The organism is Mesorhizobium sp. W050, from assembly GCF_054719535.1.
This window is the reverse complement of sequence record NZ_JBTTIH010000001.1, coordinates 182,204-200,987: the sequence shown is the minus strand read 5'-3', so window position 1 is coordinate 200,987 and position 18,784 is coordinate 182,204. Positions and strand designations below refer to the sequence as shown.

Genomic DNA, 18,784 nt, shown 5'->3' with positions numbered 1-18,784 from the left:
CTGGTATGATAATATCATACCAACCTGATAGGAGGGATCCATGTCCGCCACCGAAAAACGCACCTTCAGCCTGCCGGCCGAGCAGGCTGCTTTCATCGACCAGCTCGTTCGGTCCGGCACATACGCGACCAGCAGTGAAGTGATCCGCGCCGGTCTTCGCGCATTGCAGGAACGCGACGCCGCTGTGGAGCGCTGGCTGCGTGAGGAGGTCGCGCCGACCTATGATAGGTGGAAGGCAGACCCCTCCCAGGCCATCCCGGCCGACAAGTCTTTTGACAGCATTCGCGCACATCACGCAGCTCGCCTCAAGGGGAACGTGTGAAGCGCCGGCATGTTGTCCTCTTGCCGGAAGCCCAGACGGACCTGTTATGGATATACGATACGGTCGCTCACGCATCCGGCAACCTCACCGCCCTTCGCTACATCGAGCGGATCGAGCGATTTTGCCTGGGTCTCGACTATGCCTCGGAACGCGGAACCCTAAGGGATGATGTGCGGCCGGGGCTTCGCATCGTTGGCTTCGAGCGCCGCCTGACTGTGGCCTTCACCGTAGAAGGCGACCAGGTGGTGATTCTCAGGTTGTTCTACGGCGGCGTCAACTGGGAGGACGAGTTGGCGCCTATCGCTCCGTGAACGCCCGCGCGAACGAGTCCAGCATCGGCCGCGCCAGATATTCGAGGAAGGTTCGGTCGCCGGTGCTGATAAACGCCTCGACCGGCGTTCCCGGGTAAAGCTGCTCGGCTTTCACGCCCTGCGGCAGCGTGTCGGTGATCTTCAGCCTGGCGCGGAAATACGCCTCATGCGTGGTTTCATCGATCAGCCTGTCGGCGGAAATTTGCGTCACCGTAGCCGGGACCTCAGGGGTGAGGCGCGCGTTCAGGGCGGACAGCCTGAGCTTCGCCGGCTGGCCGACGCGAACCAGGTCCACGTCCTTCGGCCGCAGCTTCGCGTCGACGATGAGGCCCGACGCGGTGGGCAGGATCTCCATGATCTTCTGCCCCGGCGCAATCACGCTGCCTTTGGAGTTGTAGATCGAGGATACCACGATGCCGGTTGCCGGCGCCTTGATCGTCGTGCGCCCCAGCACCGCCTCGGCTGCGGTGATCTGTTCGCCGATGTCGGCCAGGCTGGTGCGAACCTCGTCGAGCTTGGTCAGCGCGTCCTCGACGCGCTGCGTGGTCGCGCGCTCGACCTGCGCCTGGGCTTCGACGATCTGCGTCTTGGTCGCTCCGATATCCGCCTCCAGCGCGCCGGCTTGGCCGACCAGATCGGCCTCGCTGCGCAGAAGCTGCGAATATTCGCTGCGGTTGGTGAGACCCTTGTCGAGCAGGCCGGTCTTGATGCCGAGTTCCTTCTTCACGATCTCGGCCTGTTGCTGGATGGCGAGTTTCTGCGCCTCCAGTCCCACCGCCGACTCACGATGCATGGCGACGCGCTGCGCCAGGATCGACTGCTCGGAGCGGAACCGGGCGAGCCTGGCCTCGAACTCCTTCTGCTGTTCGTGCACCAGATTGTCGAAATCGCGCTGGAACGGCGCGGGTGCTGCTTCGGCGATCGGCGCCAGCCTGTCCGATCCGTCGCGCTCGGCCTCAAGTCGCGCGGCACTTGCCCTGAGCGCGATCGTCTGTCTGGTCAGCCGGTTGAGGTCGGTCTCGGCCGCCCTGCGGTCGAGCAGGACCAGCGGTTCGCCTTGTTGCACGCGGTCGCCTTCATGCACCAGCAATTGCTCGATGATGCCGCCCTCGGGGTGCTGGATGAGGATGTTGCCGCCCGTCGCCGAGATCGTGCCGGAGGTGATCACCGCGCCGGAGAGCGGCGCGTTCGCCGCCCAATAGCCGAAGCAGCCGACGAAGAGCGCTATGGCCACGTAGCCGACGACGGCCATGCGGCGGAAGTCGGTGCGCGGTCGACCTTCGAAGGCGAGGCTCTGCTGCATCATCGTCTATGACCCGAAGCGGACGCTGTGCGGGCGCACGGTCGGCACGAACGAGCCTGTCACCACCGAGCTCCCGGCCTTGCCGGCCGCCGGTTGCCTCAGCACCTCGCTCGCAGGGCCGAAAGCTTCGACCATGCCGTTGCGCAGGACTATGACGCGGTCGCAGGCCGCGGCGATCGAAGGGCGATGCGTGATGACGACTGTCGTGACGCTTACACTTCGCGCGGCCGAAAGCATCCCTTCGAGCGCCGCCTCCCCACTGCCGTCGAGATGGGCGTTGGGCTCGTCCAGCACCAGCATGCGTGGCTTGCCGTAGAAGGCGCGCGCCAGCCCTATCCGCTGGCGCTCGCCGCCCGACAGCACGGTATGCGACGGGCCTATCATGGTCTGATAGCCGTCGCGCAGCGTGAGAATCAGCTCATGCGCCTCGGCGCGCCTGGCCGCTTCGACGATCGCGGCGTCATCGGCGTCGGGTTCGAAGCGGGCGACATTTTGCGCGATCGATCCCGGGAAAAGCTCCACCTCCTGCGCGAGATAGCCGATATGCCTGCCAAGCTGGGTTTCGTCCCAGCTCCTCAGGTCGGCGCCGTCGACCCTGACCGCGCCGCCGGTCGGCTGCAGCGCGCCCACAAGCAATTTCGCCAGCGTCGATTTGCCGGCCCCGCTCGGGCCGACGATCGCCACCGCTTCGCCGGCGCCGATGGCAAAATTCAACCGCTTGAGGATGGGCTCAGTGCCGAAAGCCGCAGTCGGCGCGATGAAGAACAGATCCTGCACCGAAATCGCGCCCAATGGATCGGGCAGTGCGAGCTTGCGCCCCTGCGCTGGTTGCGCCGCAAGGGCGGTGTCCAGCCGCTTCCAGCATCGCCTGGCGTCGACGATCTGCCGCCAGGATCCGATCAGCTGGTCGAGCGGCTGCAGCGCGCGCGACGACACCAGCGACGAAGCGAAGATCATGCCGGCGGTCATCTGCCCTTGCAGCACCAGCCACGCGCCGGCGCCGAGGATCGCCAGTTGCAGCATCATGCGCAGCGCCCGCGACGTCGCGCTGAAGATCGCATTGGCGCTTCCGGAACGGTCATGCAGGGTCAGCGCCTCAGCAACGTGCTGTCCCCAGACCGCGGCGGCATTTTGCACCATGCCCATGGCGCGCAGCGTGTCGGTGTTGCGGGCGAAGGCCTGCTCCGCCTGGCTGGCCACCGCCGAGCGTTCCGCCGACATGGCATCGTTCCTGCCGATGGCAAGCTGGTTGGCCACGACCAAGAGAAACAGCAGCACGGCGCCGGCGAGCGTCAGCCAGAACAGGACGGGATGGATGAAATAGAGCAAGGCCAGGAAGACGGGCGCAAACGGCAGGTCGAACAACACCGCCACGCCGCGCGACCTGATGAAGGCGCAAGTCGTGGCAAGGTCGTTCAGCGGCGACAGCCCGCTGCCGGCATGTCTGGCGCCAAGCGAGGCGGCGAATGTCCGCGCGCCCAGTTTCTGGTCGACGGTGGCCGCAACACGTTGCGCGTAGACGGCGCGGACCGCGTCCAGCAGGCCGAGGAAGGCGAGCGCGACGACCGCCATGACCGAGAGATAAAGCAGCGTCTCGACGCTGGAGGACGGCAACACCCGGTCATAGACCTGCAGCAGATAGAGCGGGATCACCAGGAGCAGGATGTTGATCAGCAACGAAAAGATGCCGATATCGGCGATGCCGCGCAGGAAAACCGGGCGCAGGCCGATGGCCGCATCCCTGAGTGGCGCGCGGTCCCGTGACATCTAGACGGCGTGCTCGGCTGTCGTGCTCAGATGGCTCTGCTGCAAATCGTTCAGCGTATAGGCGTGGATATAGTCGATCTTCATTTGCGCGGGCGTCGCCAGATGGTCGGGCGGCGCGCCGGCTTGACCGCCGACCGCAAGGTCGACCAGCATGTACATGGGCTTGTTCATATCGGACGGCGTCGCCGCTTCCGCGACCTGGACGCCATCATAGGTCCAGACCAGCTTGTCCGGCGTCCACAACAGGCCATAGGTGTGATAGCCGTCGGTGTTGGAGACATTCACCGTCGACCCGACCGTGGTGTGGGTTCCCGTCTCATTTGTGTGCGCGGTCATGAGAAGCGCATTCGGGTTCTGCCCATACATTTCGATCACGTCGAGTTCCGGGGGCCATGAACCGTCTTCGGGCAGAAGCCAGAAGGCCGGCCACGCGCCGGCATTTTCCGGGAGATCGGCCCGCATTTCGAAATAGCCATAGGTCTGCGAGAAGGTGTCGTGCGTCGTCAGTATGCCGGAAGTGTATTCGTAATTGTTGATCAGCGGCTTGATGTCGTCGGGCGCATGCGCCGCGGTTATGGTGAGCACGCCGCTTGCGACGCTGAACGGATGGACCGAGCTGGTCGGCGCATAATTGGCGTCGATATACCATTGCAGCTCGCCGTTCTGGGGCTGCGAGCTGCCGTTCTGCGCCCCCCACCAGAAATTGGAATCCCAGATGCCGCTCTGGCCGTTCCACAGGCTCAGCGTGTTGAAATCGTCGTTGAACGACAGCGTCATGCCCGTCTTGTCGATCGGCAGCTCGAACTGGCCGGGCTGAAACTTGTCGATCGTGGTGTTGTGGAACACCAGCACCTCGCTCGAGCCGAGGTTCAGCTGCACGTTCGATCCCACCTGGACCATATTGGCGTGGACGGCCTCGAACGAGGTGAAGGTATAGCCGTTGAGGCGCACCGTGTCGGTCGCGCCGAAATCGGAGATCAGGTCGCTGCCATTGCCCTTGGTGACGATGAAGGTGTCGGCGCCGGCGCCGCCGATCAGCACGTCATTGCCCTTGCCGCCGTCCAGCGTCTGGCTGCCAGCGCCGCCCGTTATGATGTTGTCCTGAGCATTGCCGAAGGCATAGTGGCCGTCGCCGGTGACGACGAGGTTCTCGAAATTGGCGGGCAGCTTGTAGCTCATCCAGGTATCGATCGTGTCGACGCCCGCGCCGTAGTTCTCGACCGCTTTGTTGATCGTCGAATAGAGATGGTAATAGTCGTCGCCCGCGCCGCCATACATGGTGACCTTGACGTTGGTGTCGCCCCAGAAGGAATCGTTGCCCGAGGTGCCGTAGCGGTAAGACGCGCCTCCAGTCGCCGAGAACCAATGGGTGGAAGCGCCGGTATAGGGAAGTGGAATGCCTTTGGCGTTGAGGACTGTGGTCATTCCGACACTCCTTGCGCGTGCTGCCTTGGTCGTTCGACAACCTTCGAGCGACCATTTCGGATCAACTCTTAAATTGATCCGTCGTTCCAGGGAATCATTCTATAGTACACCAAGGAGATCGTCGCCCACCATTTAATAGATAATGCCGAAGGCGTTAAGCTGATCCTAATACAACTTTGTAGGAGAGACTTACAATTTTAATAAATTGTGAGATGCGCGCCGAAAAGTTAGGTAACCTGTCAATGATGCATGCAATTTGACGCGACACGACCGCCTGCCTGAGGCGGCGGTCGAAGTCGCGGGCGGATGGCCGCGGGCAAAGGGCTCAAGAAAATTTGACAGGCTATGTCGGACCGGGTGAGGTTCACCCGTCCTTGGGGCATCGGACAACGAAACCACAGAGGATACCGAAGAGATGCCAAGCACCGTACGTTTGCACCGCGTTCTGACGACCAGCCCGGAGAAGGTCTACCGCGCATTCACAGAAGCCGACGCGCTGGCGAAATGGCTTCCGCCGAACGGCTTCACCTGCACGGTGCACAGCTTCGACGCGAAAGTCGGTGGCGCCTTCAAGATGTCGTTCCGAAACTTCACGACGGGCGGCAGCCATTCCTTCGGCGGCGAATATCTCGAACTCGTTCCCGGCGAGCGCCTGCGCTACACCGACAGGTTCGACGACCCCAATTTGCCCGGCCAGATCGAAGTGACCGTGCTCCTGAAGAAAGTGTCGGTCGGCACCGAACTCGACATCACGCAGGCCGGCATTCCGGACGTTATTCCGGCTGAAGCCTGCTATCTCGGCTGGCAGGAGTTGCTGCGCAATCTGGCAAAGCTCGTCGAACCCGAGATCAATCAGTAGAGCCCATCGGATCGGCGGCGCCGCCCAGCCAGTCCGCGCCGCCGACAATGCCGAGCCGAGGACTTATCCCTCACGGCCCGGTGCAGATCGGCAACGGTTGCGGCGGCGGTGGCGGGTTGTCCTTGGCGTATTGCGCGATGATCGGCTCAAGGCTCTTTCGCGGCCAGAATTTCGGCTTGCCGATCTCCTTCAGGCAGGACGCATTCCAATAGGCGCCCGATTTACCAACGGCGGCGATGTCGCGCGATTCCGGGTAGATATAGAGCGTCGTCGGATTGCTCTTCACCATCGAAATGATCTGATCGGCGTCGGACGGCGACCAGCTGGTGCAGCCATTGCTGCGGCCGCCGGCGTAATCCACCAGCTTGCCGTATGGGACGAAGCCGTCATGGTCGGCATAGGAGCTGTTCGGGTTCTTGCGCAGGCACATGCCGCGCAACAGCCGCGCCGCGTGGCCGCCGATCACCCGCTGCCTGGCATTCGCCGTCTCGCCCTCGCCGTCGAACTGGATGAAGGTGCGCAGCAGCGCCTGGTCCTTTTTTGCGCCGATGCGGTAAAAACCCTTGAATGAGGTCTTTGCCTCGCCGGTCATATAGGCGCCGCCGGTCGTCAAGGACGAGTCCAGCGCATTGCCGAAGTTTTTCGCGCAGCGCTTCCCGTTGGAGAAATCGACCACGCCCTTCAGATTGCGGCCGCCGCCATGGCCCGACGAGATCGCCCTGAACGACTGCTTGGCCTCGCAAATGACGTAGTAGCGCCGCCCCAGCACGCCATTGCCGAGATCGCCGGGGCGCGTCGCATCCATGGCGAAATAGCAGCCATTGTGGACCGCGCCTTGCGCGACCTTCTTCAGGTAAAGCGCGCGCGCCCGCTCCAGCACCACTTGCGAAATCTCGCCGTCGTCATTGCCGACGTGGGCCTGCAGCCACGCCGGTAAATCGGAGGACGCGGCAAAAGACCGGGCAGACATCGTCAAGGCGATGCCGGCGATGGCGAGGAGGCCAAAGACAAAGACAGCCAGAGATTTCAACCGCACCGGACAACCCTCCCGCCCGAACCGTTCTGCGATTCTCGGAAACCCATCATAAATCGTCGCGCGCCGATCGGCGAAACACATCTTGTTCAGAACCGCGCAAGCAAGTCAGGTAGCTGCCTGTTCGCCTTTCAGAGCGCCAGGCTGCCCTGTTCCGCCTCCGCGGCATTGGGGTCGCCCGGCGCCGTCGCCCAGGCGAGCTCGACCAGCGTCACCGTGCGGCGGCCGGTGCCGTCGAGCTGGCAGACGATGAGGCCCTGCTCCTCGATATAGGTGAGCAGCCGCCGGGCGCGCCGCAGCGAATGCGAGCCGTAGGCGCGCGCGATCGCCGCGTCGCTCGGGCACGGCCAGCCCTCCTTGGCGGCGCGGGCGATCATCATGAACACGCCCTGCATGTCCTCGGGCAGCAGCGAGGCGCGCACGGAAACGTCCTGCCAGGCGTCATCTCCTGCCATGTCGGCGCCGAGCCCGGCGCGGGCACGCGTCAGCATGCGACGGAATTCTGAGAGGTCCGGCACCACCGAAGCGAGGCCTTCGATGCGGCAGCGGACGACGAACTCCTGATAAAGCACTCCGATGACGCGGAAACCCGCATCGGGCTGCGCCAGGATGGCGCGCAGGACACGGTCCACCCGCTCTCGCCGCTCGGCCATATCCTCGGCGCTTACCGCCGGTTCCGCAGGTTCCGGGCGGATCTCCATCGCCGCTGATTTGGCCGCCATCAGCTGGTCGAGCAGCTCCGGCGACGCCATCCGGCGCGGCGCGCGCATCGTCTCGGGCGGCGGCGCCGCCAGGATGATGGCGCGCGCGTCTTCAAGCGCTGTTTCCGGCATTGCCATCAGCCGCGGCGTACCGTTGCGCGGGCTGGTCTCGGTCTGGCCGATGCGCACGCCCAGCGGACGGCGCGACAGCGCTGGGCCCAACGCCATGAAGTGCCCGCGCTCCAGGTCTCGAAACGCCTCGGCCTGACGCCGTTCCATGCCCAGAAGGTCGGCGGCGCGCGCCATGTCGATATCGAGGAAGGTACGGCCCATGAGGAAATTGGACGCCTCCGCCGCGACATTCTTGGCGAGCTTTGCCAGCCGCTGCGTGGCGATGATGCCGGCAAGGCCGCGCTTGCGGCCGCGGCACATCAAATTGGTCATGGCGCCGAGCGAGAGCTTTCGCGCCTCGTCGGACACTTCGCCGGCCACGGCGGGCGCGAACAGCTGCGCTTCGTCGACCACCACCAGCATCGGATACCAATGCTCGCGGGCAACCTCGAACAACCCGCCGAGAAAGGCAGCGGCGCGCCGCATCTGGTTCTCGGCATCGAGCCCTTCGAGATTGAGCACCGTGGAGACGCGGTGGATGCGCGCCCGCTCGCCGGCTGCTTGCAGGCCACGCTCCGTATGCTCCTCGGCATCGATGACCAGATGGCCGTAATGGTCGCCCAGCGAGACGAAATCGCCTTCCGGGTCGATGATGGTCTGCTGCACCCAGGGCGCGCTCTGCTCCAGGAGCCGGCGCAAAAGGTGCGATTTGCCGGAGCCGGAATTGCCCTGCACCAGAAGCCGGGTGGCCAGCAGCTCCTCAAGGTCGAGCGCCGCCGACGCACCCGCCGTCGTCTGTCCCATCTCGATGGCTACGGTCATGTCACGACTCTCCTTGCGGACAGGGCTTATCAACCCGGCCGCGAGCCGTCGAGCGCGCCATGGCAACTCGCCCGCTGTTCCACACCTATGCTGCCAAAGCGCCACACATCAGCCCATCTGCCCAAAGGGAAGGCACATCAAGCGGAGTTGACCGGCGGCAGAAGCGGCGCTTCCAGCCCGTCGAAGGGATCGCGCCAGGCATCGATGGCTTCGAGCCGGCGATACCAACCCAGAACAGAGGGATAGTCCACCAGCGGCAGGCCGGCTGCATCGTTGAACGGCAAAAACGTCGCCATGCGGAAATCGGCATAGGAAAGCGACTTGCCCACAAGCCATGGCCGCTTGGCGAGCTCCGCCTCGAGAATCGCTGCCGCGATGCGGAACTCCGCCAGCCCCTCCTCGACCTTGCCCTGGTCGACAGGCCCAATCCCGTAGCGCTGCTTGGTTCCGCGCTCGAAATGCACGGTGTCGCAGGCCCGCACGAAATTTTCCTTGCCCCAGCTCAGCCAGCGGATCATGTCGGGTTGGTCGCCGCCGCCGCGCCAGAAATCCGAACCCGCTTCGCGCGACAGAAGGCAGGCTATGGCGTCGGCTTCCCACAGGCTGCCGCCCGTCCATGCCAATATCGGCAGGGTAAGATTGGGATTGAGCTGACGAAACCGCTCAGCCTGCCCGGGCGCCATGGGTGCCGCGAACTCACACTCGACCTTGGCCTGCAGATGACGTGCCGTTGCTACCGCAAGGCGCGGATTGGGATTGCGGCTGAAGTACAGTTTCATATCCGGTCCTGGACGCTGTGGGCTCGACCCTATCAAACACGCAAACGTGCCCTCCAGGCAATCTGGTCGGACCACGATTCCGCTGGCACACGCCGTCGTTCGGCGTATTATTTCCTTCGGGAGAGGGTTCTTGGCAGGAGGAAGCCATGAACGTAGTGCCGAGCGTACCTGTCATCGACGTGACAACCCAGAACCTTGTTTCCTCTGCGCTTTCCAGATTCCGCGCCGGCGATACCGTCTCGACCAGGGCGGCGCTCGACGCCATCCGCCGCATGGATCCAACCTGTGTCGACAGCGACGACGATCTCGTCGAACTCGTCGTCATGGCGGCAATTGGTAAGACCATGGCGGTTGTGTTCGACCACCGCTCCCGCTAGCCCTGTTGGACGAACCTGTCCCGTTCAACTCGCTTGAGCTCGAGTGGGTTCGGTTGGCGAGCTTTTACAGCTGCAGCCCGGAAGCGGACGTCTTCGTGCGCGAAGGCCGGCAATAGCATAAGCGGCAAGACTCAGATCCCCAAGGGATGTGGCATGTAGCCGACGAAGCCGCCGATCTTCCAGTGGCCCGCCACCTTCCTGCAAAAATACAGCGTCTGCCATTTCAGCTTGTCGACGCTGCCATCGGCCTTGGCCACCGAGCCGTTGAACTTCTTGTGCAGCACGGCGCGGTCGCCATCGACGTCGATGTCGCGCATGTTGGTGACGCGAAACAGCGCCTCGCGCAGCGGCTCGGCGAATTTGGCCGCCGCCGTCTCCTTGGCCTGGCGCAGCCATTCGTCGCGATAGACGGCAAGGCTCGGGAATTGCAGACGCCAGGCGTCGGCATCGCTGAGGAAATGCGCATGCATGCCGAAGAAGCTGTCGGCGAGGAAATCATCCTCGACCATCGACCAGTCCTGACCGATAAAGGCGTCGATGTCGCGCCGCACCAGCATTTCCCAGAGCGCGTGACGATCGGCATCGCTCTCTGGAAATGGGTTCTTGTCGAAGGTCATTGAAATCTCCTGTCGGGAAAATGCGACGCGCAAGATGCTGGCGAGCCTGCGATAAAGCAACACGCGTTTGGAAAAATGTTGCTTTCCAAAAAGCCCCCTATGAGGATCACCGGGACAGGCGTAGAGCGGTCGGCGAAAACGGGGCGCGGCCCGCCATTCTGAACAGGAGTTTCCCTTGCCCAAAGAGTGTTTTGGAACATCCCACGTGCCGCTGTCGCCGGCCGTGCGCGCCGGGGATTTCGTCTACATCTCAGGTCAGGTGCCGGTCGACGGCGACCGCATTGTGGTCAAGGGCGGCATTACCGAGCAGACCGAGCAGGTGCTGCAGAATGTGAAGGCAGCACTCGCGCTGGCCGGCTGCACCATGGACGATGTCGTCAAGACCACGGTCTGGCTCGAGGACGCGCGCGACTTCGGCGCCTTCAATGCCGTCTACGCCAAGCACTTCCCGAAAAATCCGCCGGCCCGCACCACGGTCGAATCGCGGCTGATGATCGACATCAAGATCGAGGTCGAAGCCGTCGCTTACCGGCCGGTTTGACCAGTCGGGGCATGATCCCGAAAAGTGGAAACCGGTTTTCTCGGACAAACGGAAACCGTTTTGTCCAAAGATCATGCCCCGAAACAAAGAGAGAGGCAGGCGCCGATGCAGTTCGATCTCCTGATCAAGGGCGGCCGCCTGATCGATCCGGCCTCGGGCCTGGACGCGCCGCGCAATGTCGCCGTTGCGGGCGGACGCATCGTGGCCATCGAGGCGGCGATCGATGCCGAGCACGCCACCAAGATAGTCGACGCTCGTGATTGCATCGTCACGCCCGGCCTCATCGACCTGCACAGCCATGTCTATTGGGGCGGCACCTCGCTGGGCGTCGACGCCGACCGGCTGGCGGCCAAGAGCGGAACCACCACCTTCATCGATGCCGGCAGCGCCGGCGCCGGCAATTTTCTGGGCTTTCGCCGCCATGTCATCGAGCGCTCGAAGGTGCGTATTCTCGCCTACGTCAACATCTCCTTTGCCGGCATATTCGGCTTCTCACAAAGCGTCTCGGTCGGCGAATGCAGCGATCTCAGGCTCTGCGAGCCACGCGAGACGGTGGCTGCGGTGCGCGAGCACGCCGATGTCGTCGTTGGGGTAAAAGTGCGCTCCGGCAAGCATGCCGGCGGCGCCAGCGGCATCGCCCCGGTCGATCTTGCGCTGGAAGCCGCCGACCAGGCCGGCCTGCCGCTGATGGCGCATATAGACGAGCCGCCGCCCGGCCGTTCCGAGGTGCTGCCACGGCTGCGCCGCGGCGACATCCTCACCCATTGTTTTCGGCCATTCCCCAACGCGCCGGTGTTCGCTTCCGGCGCGGTGCGGCCGGACATGCGGCTGGCCCGCGAACGCGGTGTCATCTTCGACATCGGCCACGGCATGGGATCGTTCGACTTCGCCGTGGCGAAAGCGATGCTGGCCGAGGGCCTCGCGCCCGACGTCATCTCCAGCGACGTGCATCTCTACTGCGTCGACGGTCCGGCCTTCGACATACTGGTCTGCATGTCGAAGCTGATGGCGCTGGGCATGCCGCTGGTCGAGGTGCTGCGCGCCGCCACGCAAAGGCCAGCCGAGGCGATCGCCAGGCCGGAGCTTGGGACGCTGAAAGTTGGCGGTGTCGGCGATGTCGCGGTGCTGAGACTGCGCCCCGGGCGCTTTACCTTCGTCGATGCGGTCGGTGCGGCGCTGATCGCGGATCAGCGGCTGGTCTCAGAAGGCATTGTTATCGGCGGTGTCTGGTGGCCGAACGAGGCGCCCGACCACAACGAGACCGAGCGCTTCGAGCCGCATGCGGCACATACGCATGTCGAGGTCGCGGCACGGCATTTCGGGCGTGGATAATCTCCCTCCTTGAGGGGGAGATGGCCGGCAGGCCAGAGGGGGTCGGTTCGACCGGACGCAAGCTCCTCGCGGCAGCTGGAGGTCAGCGCTCCACGCGCGGCGACCCCCTCTGTCGCCTTCGGCGACATCTCCCCCTCGAGGGGGGAGGAGATCGCTAGCGCCCTGCGTTACTCACCGCCCCAAACACCGGCGTCGCAATCCCTTCCATCCGCGCCTTGATCTGCAGCGCCACATATTTCGAGTAAAACCGCGACAGCGCCAGATTGCCGCCGTGGAACCACAGCGCGTCCTGCGCCGTCGGCTTCCACATGTTGCGCAGCTCGCCTTGCCAAGGACCGGGATCGCCCTTGACGCCGGAGCCGAGGCCCCAGCATGGCCCGACCTTGTCGGCGACCTCGCGCGAGACGATGGCCGCCACGGTCTCGTTCATCGACTGGTAGCCGGTACAGGCGACGATCGCATCGACGGCCAGCTCGCTGCGGTCGTCGAACAGGATGCCGGTCGGCGTCAATGAACTGATGCCGACGCCGCTCTTCACTTTGATCTCGCCATTGATGATCAGTTCGCAGGCGCCGACATCGATGTAGTAGCCGGAGCCGGTGCGGTAGGCCTTCATCAACAGCCCGGTCTCGTCCTCCCCGAAATCGATGGCGAAGCCGGCGGCGCGTAGCTGGTCGTAGAAGTCTGCGTCGCGTGCCTTGATCACCTCGTAAAGATCCCGCTGGCCCTTGGGTACAAGCGCGAACGGCGTGGACGCGACGATCAGGTCGGCCTTGTCGGTGCTGATGCCGCGCGCCAAAGCCTTTTCCGAGAAGATCTCGAAGCCGACTTCCATCAGAGTGTCGGATTTCACCACTGTCGTCGGCGACCGCTGGATCATGGTGACGTCTGCGCCGCTCTCCCAGAGGTCGACGCTGACATCGTGCCCCGAGCTTGCCGCGCCGATGACAGCGACACGTCTGCCGCGGAATTTCTCGCCGCTTGCATACTGGCTGGAATGCAGGAGTTCGCCCTTGAAGGTCTCGGCGCCGGGCAGCGCGATCTGGCGTGGCGGGCCATAGGCGCCGGTGGCAAAGACAATGTGCTTCGGCTTCAGCGTGATCTGCCGGCCGACGCGGTCGACCACCACAGTCCACACCTTCTCGGCCTCGTCATAGCTGGCGCTGAGGCATTTGGTGGCGACCCAGTAGTTGAGCTCCATCACCCTGGTGTACATCTCCAGCCAGTCGCCCATCTTGTCCTTGGGCGTGAACACCGGCCAGTTCTCCGGGAACGGAATGTAGGGCAGATGGTCGTACCAGACCGGATCGTGGAGCACGAGCGAGCGATAACGGTTGCGCCAGGAATCGCCGGGGCGCGCATTTTTCTCGATGATGATGGTGGGCACACCGAGCTGCCTCAGCCGCGCGCCGAGCATGATGCCGCCCTGCCCGCCGCCGATCACCAGGCAATAGGGCTGCTCGGTGGCGCCGAGGTCGCGCGTCTCGCGCGCCCGCGCCTCCGCCCAGGTTTCGCGCTTCGGATCGGCCTTGTGACGGATACCAAGCGGCCGCGCCGGTCCCTTTTGTTCCTCGAACCCCTTGAGCTCACGCACCGCCGTGAACAAGGTCCGGCAGCGGCCGTCCGTAAGGCGCACAATCCCTTCGCCCCGCGCGACCGCCGTTTCGAACGTGAACCAGGCCTCGACGGTGCCCTCATCCGAGGTCGCCTCGCCGGACAGCGTCCAGTGTGAGGGCTTCGTTTCCGCCAGCGTCGCTTGCAGCATGTCGCGGATCTCATCGCGGCCTTCCATCGTGGTGATGTTCCAGGTGAAAGCCAGCAGATCGCGCCAGTAGCAATCCTCGACGAACAGGTTGGCGGCCGCCTCGGCGTCATCAGCTTCCAGCGCCCGTGCAAGCGCGCAAAGCCATGTCGCCCCCTGTTTCGATGGTGCCATGTCGAGCATCTGTTTTTCCCTCGTTTTGCGTTCCCATTGTTTCGAAAGACGGCGGCGCCGCAAGAGGGGTCGCGATATCATGGCGTCGGTTTCTAGCGGCCCGGAACGGAGCCATCTCCCGGAAATCTTTATAGGAATTTTATATCTTTCCTCCCGGCCCCGTCTCGAACCTTTATGGCGATCGGGTCCATATTCCACCACGAGCAAAACGCTCCGGACGCCGTAGCCTTCGAAGCTACGGCGGGTCGTTCTCATGGAATTTACGGCCTGCCAGCAACTGGCGCCAAGTACAAGCAAGGACCAACACAATGGACATTGTCGTCATCGGGATCGAGGTTTTGTTTTTCGCCCTTTCCCTCGCCTACATCAAAGCCTGCGACGCTCTTTAAGCGGAAGGATCGCAACATGTTTGTCGATTACATCCTCGGTGGCGGCGTGACCTTGTTCCTGCTCGTCTACCTCACATACGCCCTCGTTCGCCCAGAACGCTTCTGAAGCAAGGCACGGAAAGCCATGACACTCAACGGATGGATACAGATCCTGGTTTATTGCGGGATCGTCGTTTTGCTGGTGAAGCCGCTCGGCGGCTACATGTACCGCGTCTTCAATGGCGATCGCACCTTTCTCTCGCCCATACTCGGGCCCGTTGAGCGCGGCCTCTACCGCATTTCGGGAACCAGCGAGCGCGAGGAGCAGCACTGGACGACCTACGCGGCAGGAATCATCTTCTTCAGCCTTGCCAGCTTCCTGGTGCTGTACTTTCTGCAACGCCTGCAGGGCGTCCTGCCTTACAATCCGGCCGGGATGGCATCGGTCGAACCCAATCTCGCCTTCAACACTGCCGTCAGCTTCGTCACCAACACCAACTGGCAGAATTACGGCGGCGAAAGCACGTTGTCCTACCTCGTGCAGATGGCCGGCCTGACTGTTCAGAACTTCATGTCCGCCGCCGTCGGCATTGCCATTGCGGTGGCGCTGATCCGCGGCTTCGCCCGCGCCTCGGCCAAATCGATCGGCAATTTCTGGGTCGATATGACCCGCTGCACGCTCTACATCCTGCTGCCGCTCAGCATCGTGCTCACCCTTGTCTATGTCTGGCTCGGCATGCCGCAGACGCTCGGGCCTTATGTCGACGCCACCACGCTGGAGGGCGCCAAGCAGACGCTCGCCCTTGGGCCGGTCGCCTCGCAGGTCGCCATCAAGATGCTCGGCACCAATGGCGGCGGCTTCTTCAACGCCAATGCCGCGCATCCTTTCGAAAACCCCGACGCCATCTCCAACATGATCCAGATGGTGACGATCTTCGCGCTGGGTGCTGCACTCACCAACGTCTTCGGCCGCATGGTCGGCAACCAGCGCCAGGGCTGGGCGATCCTGGCCACGATGGGTGTGCTGTTCATCGCTGGCGTCGTTATCTGCTACTGGGCGGAAGCCGCGGGCAATCCGCTGGTCCATGCGTTGGGCGTCGACGGCGCCAACATGGAAGGCAAGGAGAGCCGCTTCGGCATTGCCGCTTCGGCACTATTCGCCGTCATCACCACGGCTGCGAGCTGCGGTGCGGTGAACGCCATGCATGACTCGTTCACAGCACTTGGCGGCCTGGTCCCGATGCTCAACATGCAGCTCGGCGAAGTCATCGTCGGCGGCGTCGGCGCCGGCTTCTACGGCATCGTCATGTTCATCGTCATCACCGTGTTCGTCGCCGGCCTGATGGTTGGCCGCACGCCCGAATATCTCGGCAAGAAGATCGAGGCCAAGGAGGTCAAGATGGCAATGCTCGCCATCCTCGCTCTGCCGTTGGTCATGCTGGTCTTCACGGCAATAGCGGTCGTGCTGCCAAGCGCCGTCGCCTCGATGGCCAATGGCGGTCCGCATGGCTTCTCCGAGGTTCTTTATGCCTACACTTCGGCGGCGGCCAACAACGGCTCGGCCTTTGGCGGCCTTTCCGGCAACACGCCCTGGTACAACATCACGCTCGGCATCTCCATGTGGGTGGGTCGCTTCTTCGTCATCATTCCAGCGCTTGCCATTGCCGGCTCGCTAGCGACGAAGAAGACGGTTCCGGCTTCCGCCGGCACCTTCCCGACCGACGGCCCGCTGTTCGTCGGCCTGCTCGTCGGCGTCATCCTGATCGTCGTCGGCCTGACCTTCTTCCCGGCACTGGCGATCGGACCGATCGTCGAGCACCTGGCTGCCATCAACGGCCAGACATTCTGAGGCTTGTCATGTCCTGGTTCTACCCAAAACGCATGAAGGCCCGGCCGCGAGCCGGCCCACGAGCCGGCAATGAGGGGGAGGAAACGCCCCCTCCCTTCCCCAGCGTATCTACCTTCCTCGGCCTCGCGGCAGTCATGATCGTGATCTGGCTGCTGGCCTATGGTCCGCCGCCCCTCTTTTCGGCATCCGATCGGTCGGTGCCGGCCAACAGTTCAGATACTGGAGCCACCAAATGAGCCAGTCCAAATCCGCGAGCATCATGGATGCCCGCATCCTGTGGCCGGCCATCGGCGGCGCCTTCAGGAAACTCGACCCCCGCACGCTGGTCAGGAACCCGGTGATGTTCGTCGTCGCCATCGTCTCGCTTCTTACCACGGTCCTGTTCGTCAAGGATCTCGCCACCGGCGGCGGCGATTTCGGCTTTACGCTGCAGATCATCATCTGGCTGTGGTTCACCGTGCTGTTCGCCAACTTCGCCGAGGCCGTCGCCGAAGGCCGCGGCAAGGCGCAGGCCGATTCGCTGCGCAAGGCGCGCACCGAAACCCAGGCCAAGCTGCTTGCCGGCGAAGACCGCTCCAGGTTCAAGCTGGTGCCCGGCACCAGCCTGAAGGTTGGCGACATCGTGCTGGTCGAAGCCGGCGACATCATCCCGTCCGACGGTGAAGTGATCGAAGGCGTGGCCTCGGTCAACGAGGCGGCAATCACCGGCGAGTCCGCACCCGTCATTCGCGAATCCGGCGGCGACCGTTCGGCGGTCACCGGCGGCACGCAGGTTCTGTCCGACTGGATTCGCGTGCGCATATCAGCCGCCTCCGGCCACACCTTCCTCGACCGCATGATCTCGCTGGTCGAGGGTGCCTCGCGCCAGAAGACGCCCAACGAGATCGCGCTCAACATCCTGCTCGTCGGCATGACGCTGATCTTCGTGCTGGCCACCGCCACGATCCCGAGCTTTGCCTCCTATTCCGGCGGCTATATCCCGGTGACGGTGCTGGTCGCGCTGTTCGTCACCTTGATCCCGACCACCATCGGCGCCCTGCTGTCGGCCATCGGCATTGCCGGCATGGACCGCCTGGTGCGCTTCAACGTGCTGGCCATGTCCGGCCGTGCCGTCGAAGCGGCGGGCGACGTCGATACGCTTTTGCTCGACAAGACCGGCACCATCACGCTCGGCAACCGCCAGGCCACCGAATTCCGCCCGGTCAAGGGCGCCACCGAACAGGAACTGGCCGATGCCGCGCAGCTCGCCTCGCTAGCCGACGAGACGCCTGAGGGACGCTCGATCGTCGTGCTGGCCAAGGAGAAATACGCCATCCGCGCCCGTGACATGGCAACCTTGCATGCCAGCTTCGTGCCCTTCACCGCGCAGACCCGGATGAGCGGCGTCGACATCGATGGCTCGTCGGTGCGCAAGGGCGCCGTCGATTCGGTTCTCGCCTATGTCAGCCAGTCGACATCGGCCACTCACGGCACGCGCCCCGGCAGCGACACCGTCAAGGATATCCAGGCGATCGCCGACGAGATCGCCAAGTCGGGCGGCACGCCGCTGGCCGTCGAGCGTGACGGCCGCCTGCTCGGCGTCGTCCACCTCAAGGACATCGTCAAGGGTGGTATCCGCGAGCGCTTCGCCGAACTGCGCAAAATGGGCATCCGCACCGTGATGATCACCGGCGACAATCCGATGACTGCGGCGGCGATCGCAGCCGAAGCCGGCGTCGACGATTTCCTCGCCCAGGCCACGCCCGAGGACAAGCTGAAGCTGATCCGCGACGAACAGGCCAAGGGCAAGCTGGTCGCCATGTGCGGTGACGGCACCAACGACGCGCCGGCCTTGGCGCAGGCCGATGTCGGCGTCGCCATGAACACCGGCACGGTTGCCGCCCGCGAGGCCGGCAACATGATCGACCTCGATAGTGACCCGACCAAGCTGATCGAGATCGTCGAGATCGGCAAGGCGCTGCTGATGACGCGCGGCTCGCTGACGACCTTCTCGATCGCCAACGACGTCGCCAAATACTTCGCCATCATCCCGGCCATGTTTGCCGTCTTCTACGTTGCGCCGGGACATACCATCGGCCCCCTGCAAGCGCTCAACATCATGCATCTGGCGACGCCGCAGAGCGCCATCCTGTCGGCCATCATCTTCAACGCGCTGATCATCATCGCTCTGATCCCGCTGTCGCTGAAAGGCGTCAAATACCGCGCCATCGGCGCCGGCGCGCTGCTCAGCCGCAACCTCCTGGTCTACGGCCTCGGCGGCATCATCGTTCCGTTCGCCGGCATCAAGGCGATCGACATGATCGTCACCGGCCTCGGCCTCGCTTAAGGATA

The 18,784-nt window shown here is 63.8% G+C and carries 17 protein-coding genes; 9 read left to right on the top strand and 8 right to left on the bottom strand.

Annotation, left to right across the window (positions count from 1 at the left end):
• The first annotated feature begins 40 nt into the window (after positions 1–40).
• On the top strand, positions 41–322 hold the full coding sequence (locus tag ACYG9Y_RS00940; RefSeq protein ID WP_023669694.1) for a type II toxin-antitoxin system ParD family antitoxin: 282 nt from the start codon (positions 41–43) through the stop codon (positions 320–322).
• Positions 319–633, top strand: coding sequence for a type II toxin-antitoxin system RelE/ParE family toxin (locus ACYG9Y_RS00935; RefSeq protein WP_023737559.1), 315 nt, complete (start codon positions 319–321; stop codon positions 631–633). The genes ACYG9Y_RS00940 and ACYG9Y_RS00935 overlap by 4 nt, the downstream gene beginning before the upstream one ends.
• On the opposite strand, the gene ACYG9Y_RS00930 is transcribed toward ACYG9Y_RS00935, so the two are convergent.
• From ACYG9Y_RS00930 to eglC, 3 genes are read right to left on the bottom strand one after another with little or no spacing between them, the layout of a single operon-like run.
• Positions 620–1,939 (bottom strand): HlyD family type I secretion periplasmic adaptor subunit, encoded by a 1,320-nt coding sequence (locus tag ACYG9Y_RS00930; protein WP_023737558.1) that lies wholly within the window; start codon positions 1,937–1,939, stop codon positions 620–622. The genes ACYG9Y_RS00935 and ACYG9Y_RS00930 overlap by 14 nt on opposite strands.
• Positions 1,940–1,942: 3 nt before the next feature.
• Positions 1,943–3,703: a type I secretion system permease/ATPase gene (locus tag ACYG9Y_RS00925; protein ID WP_023737557.1), complete on the bottom strand. Its 1,761-nt coding sequence runs from the start codon at positions 3,701–3,703 to the stop codon at positions 1,943–1,945.
• On the bottom strand, positions 3,704–5,128 hold the full coding sequence (eglC, locus tag ACYG9Y_RS00920; RefSeq protein WP_023737556.1) for an endo-1,3-1,4-beta-glycanase EglC: 1,425 nt from the start codon (positions 5,126–5,128) through the stop codon (positions 3,704–3,706).
• 415 nt (positions 5,129–5,543) lie between these two features.
• Between eglC and ACYG9Y_RS00915 the strand changes: the two genes are divergently transcribed.
• Entirely contained in the window at positions 5,544–5,987 is a 444-nt protein-coding gene (locus tag ACYG9Y_RS00915) for an SRPBCC family protein (RefSeq protein ID WP_460222058.1), read from the top strand.
• Positions 5,988–6,057: 70 nt separating this feature from the next.
• Here the strand turns inward: ACYG9Y_RS00915 and ACYG9Y_RS00910 are convergent, their stop codons facing one another.
• The 3 genes from ACYG9Y_RS00910 to ACYG9Y_RS00900 all read right to left on the bottom strand — a co-directional run bounded on the left by ACYG9Y_RS00910 (position 6,058) and on the right by ACYG9Y_RS00900 (position 9,433).
• Positions 6,058–7,023 (bottom strand): hypothetical protein, encoded by a 966-nt coding sequence (locus tag ACYG9Y_RS00910; protein ID WP_023714109.1) that lies wholly within the window; start codon positions 7,021–7,023, stop codon positions 6,058–6,060.
• Between the two features lie 128 nt (positions 7,024–7,151).
• On the bottom strand, positions 7,152–8,654 hold the full coding sequence (locus ACYG9Y_RS00905; protein ID WP_023737555.1) for a helicase HerA domain-containing protein: 1,503 nt from the start codon (positions 8,652–8,654) through the stop codon (positions 7,152–7,154).
• A 137-nt stretch (positions 8,655–8,791) separates the two neighbouring features.
• Complete coding sequence (locus ACYG9Y_RS00900) at positions 8,792–9,433, bottom strand: glutathione S-transferase family protein (protein ID WP_023714111.1); 642 nt, start codon at positions 9,431–9,433, stop codon at positions 8,792–8,794.
• Between the two features lie 146 nt (positions 9,434–9,579).
• Here ACYG9Y_RS00900 and ACYG9Y_RS00895 point away from each other — a divergent pair, with 146 nt between their 5' ends.
• The gene (locus tag ACYG9Y_RS00895) at positions 9,580–9,810 is read left to right on the top strand and encodes a hypothetical protein (RefSeq protein WP_023669703.1); all 231 of its coding nucleotides are present in this window, start codon (positions 9,580–9,582) and stop codon (positions 9,808–9,810) included.
• 131 nt (positions 9,811–9,941) lie between these two features.
• Here ACYG9Y_RS00895 and ACYG9Y_RS00890 read toward each other — a convergent pair whose 3' ends face one another.
• The gene (locus ACYG9Y_RS00890; protein WP_460223096.1) at positions 9,942–10,427 is read right to left on the bottom strand and encodes a hypothetical protein; all 486 of its coding nucleotides are present in this window, start codon (positions 10,425–10,427) and stop codon (positions 9,942–9,944) included.
• Between the two features lie 175 nt (positions 10,428–10,602).
• On the opposite strand from ACYG9Y_RS00890, the gene ACYG9Y_RS00885 reads away from it, so the two are divergent.
• Complete coding sequence (locus tag ACYG9Y_RS00885; protein ID WP_023683098.1) at positions 10,603–10,968, top strand: RidA family protein; 366 nt, start codon at positions 10,603–10,605, stop codon at positions 10,966–10,968.
• A 105-nt stretch (positions 10,969–11,073) separates the two neighbouring features.
• Positions 11,074–12,300: an amidohydrolase/deacetylase family metallohydrolase gene (locus ACYG9Y_RS00880; protein ID WP_023737553.1), complete on the top strand. Its 1,227-nt coding sequence runs from the start codon at positions 11,074–11,076 to the stop codon at positions 12,298–12,300.
• Positions 12,301–12,454: 154 nt separating this feature from the next.
• Here the strand turns inward: ACYG9Y_RS00880 and ACYG9Y_RS00875 are convergent, their stop codons facing one another.
• Positions 12,455–14,245 carry a flavin-containing monooxygenase gene (locus ACYG9Y_RS00875; protein WP_023737552.1) on the bottom strand — a complete coding sequence of 597 codons (1,791 nt, stop codon included), beginning with the start codon at positions 14,243–14,245 and terminating at the stop codon, positions 12,455–12,457.
• A 396-nt stretch (positions 14,246–14,641) separates the two neighbouring features.
• Here ACYG9Y_RS00875 and ACYG9Y_RS00870 point away from each other — a divergent pair, with 396 nt between their 5' ends.
• From ACYG9Y_RS00870 to kdpB, 3 genes are all read left to right on the top strand, one after another.
• Positions 14,642–14,731 carry a K(+)-transporting ATPase subunit F gene (locus ACYG9Y_RS00870; RefSeq protein ID WP_023691936.1) on the top strand — a complete coding sequence of 30 codons (90 nt, stop codon included), beginning with the start codon at positions 14,642–14,644 and terminating at the stop codon, positions 14,729–14,731.
• Positions 14,732–14,749: 18 nt separating this feature from the next.
• Entirely contained in the window at positions 14,750–16,453 is a 1,704-nt protein-coding gene (gene kdpA, locus ACYG9Y_RS00865; protein WP_023699137.1) for a potassium-transporting ATPase subunit KdpA, read from the top strand.
• Positions 16,454–16,685: 232 nt separating this feature from the next.
• Entirely contained in the window at positions 16,686–18,779 is a 2,094-nt protein-coding gene (gene kdpB / locus ACYG9Y_RS00860) for a potassium-transporting ATPase subunit KdpB (protein ID WP_023737551.1), read from the top strand.
• Positions 18,780–18,784: the final 5 nt, after the last annotated feature.

Excerpts from the sequence above, each read along its gene's own strand:
- ACYG9Y_RS00925 (WP_023737557.1), bottom strand. The coding sequence starts at position 3,703 with ATGTCACGGGACCGCGCGCCACTCAGGGATGCGGCCATCGGCCTGCGC.
- ACYG9Y_RS00930 (WP_023737558.1), bottom strand. The coding sequence starts at position 1,939 with ATGATGCAGCAGAGCCTCGCCTTCGAAGGTCGACCGCGCACCGACTTC.
- ACYG9Y_RS00895 (WP_023669703.1), top strand. The coding sequence starts at position 9,580 with ATGAACGTAGTGCCGAGCGTACCTGTCATCGACGTGACAACCCAGAAC.
- kdpA (WP_023699137.1), top strand. The coding sequence starts at position 14,750 with ATGACACTCAACGGATGGATACAGATCCTGGTTTATTGCGGGATCGTC.
- ACYG9Y_RS00900 (WP_023714111.1), bottom strand. The coding sequence starts at position 9,433 with ATGAAACTGTACTTCAGCCGCAATCCCAATCCGCGCCTTGCGGTAGCA.
- eglC (WP_023737556.1), bottom strand. The coding sequence starts at position 5,128 with ATGACCACAGTCCTCAACGCCAAAGGCATTCCACTTCCCTATACCGGC.
- ACYG9Y_RS00875 (WP_023737552.1), bottom strand. The coding sequence starts at position 14,245 with ATGCTCGACATGGCACCATCGAAACAGGGGGCGACATGGCTTTGCGCG.
- ACYG9Y_RS00915 (WP_460222058.1), top strand. The coding sequence starts at position 5,544 with ATGCCAAGCACCGTACGTTTGCACCGCGTTCTGACGACCAGCCCGGAG.
- kdpB (WP_023737551.1), top strand. The coding sequence starts at position 16,686 with ATGAGCCAGTCCAAATCCGCGAGCATCATGGATGCCCGCATCCTGTGG.
- ACYG9Y_RS00890 (WP_460223096.1), bottom strand. The coding sequence starts at position 10,427 with ATGACCTTCGACAAGAACCCATTTCCAGAGAGCGATGCCGATCGTCAC.
- ACYG9Y_RS00870 (WP_023691936.1), top strand. The coding sequence starts at position 14,642 with ATGTTTGTCGATTACATCCTCGGTGGCGGCGTGACCTTGTTCCTGCTC.
- ACYG9Y_RS00940 (WP_023669694.1), top strand. The coding sequence starts at position 41 with ATGTCCGCCACCGAAAAACGCACCTTCAGCCTGCCGGCCGAGCAGGCT.
- ACYG9Y_RS00880 (WP_023737553.1), top strand. The coding sequence starts at position 11,074 with ATGCAGTTCGATCTCCTGATCAAGGGCGGCCGCCTGATCGATCCGGCC.
- ACYG9Y_RS00905 (WP_023737555.1), bottom strand. The coding sequence starts at position 8,654 with ATGACCGTAGCCATCGAGATGGGACAGACGACGGCGGGTGCGTCGGCG.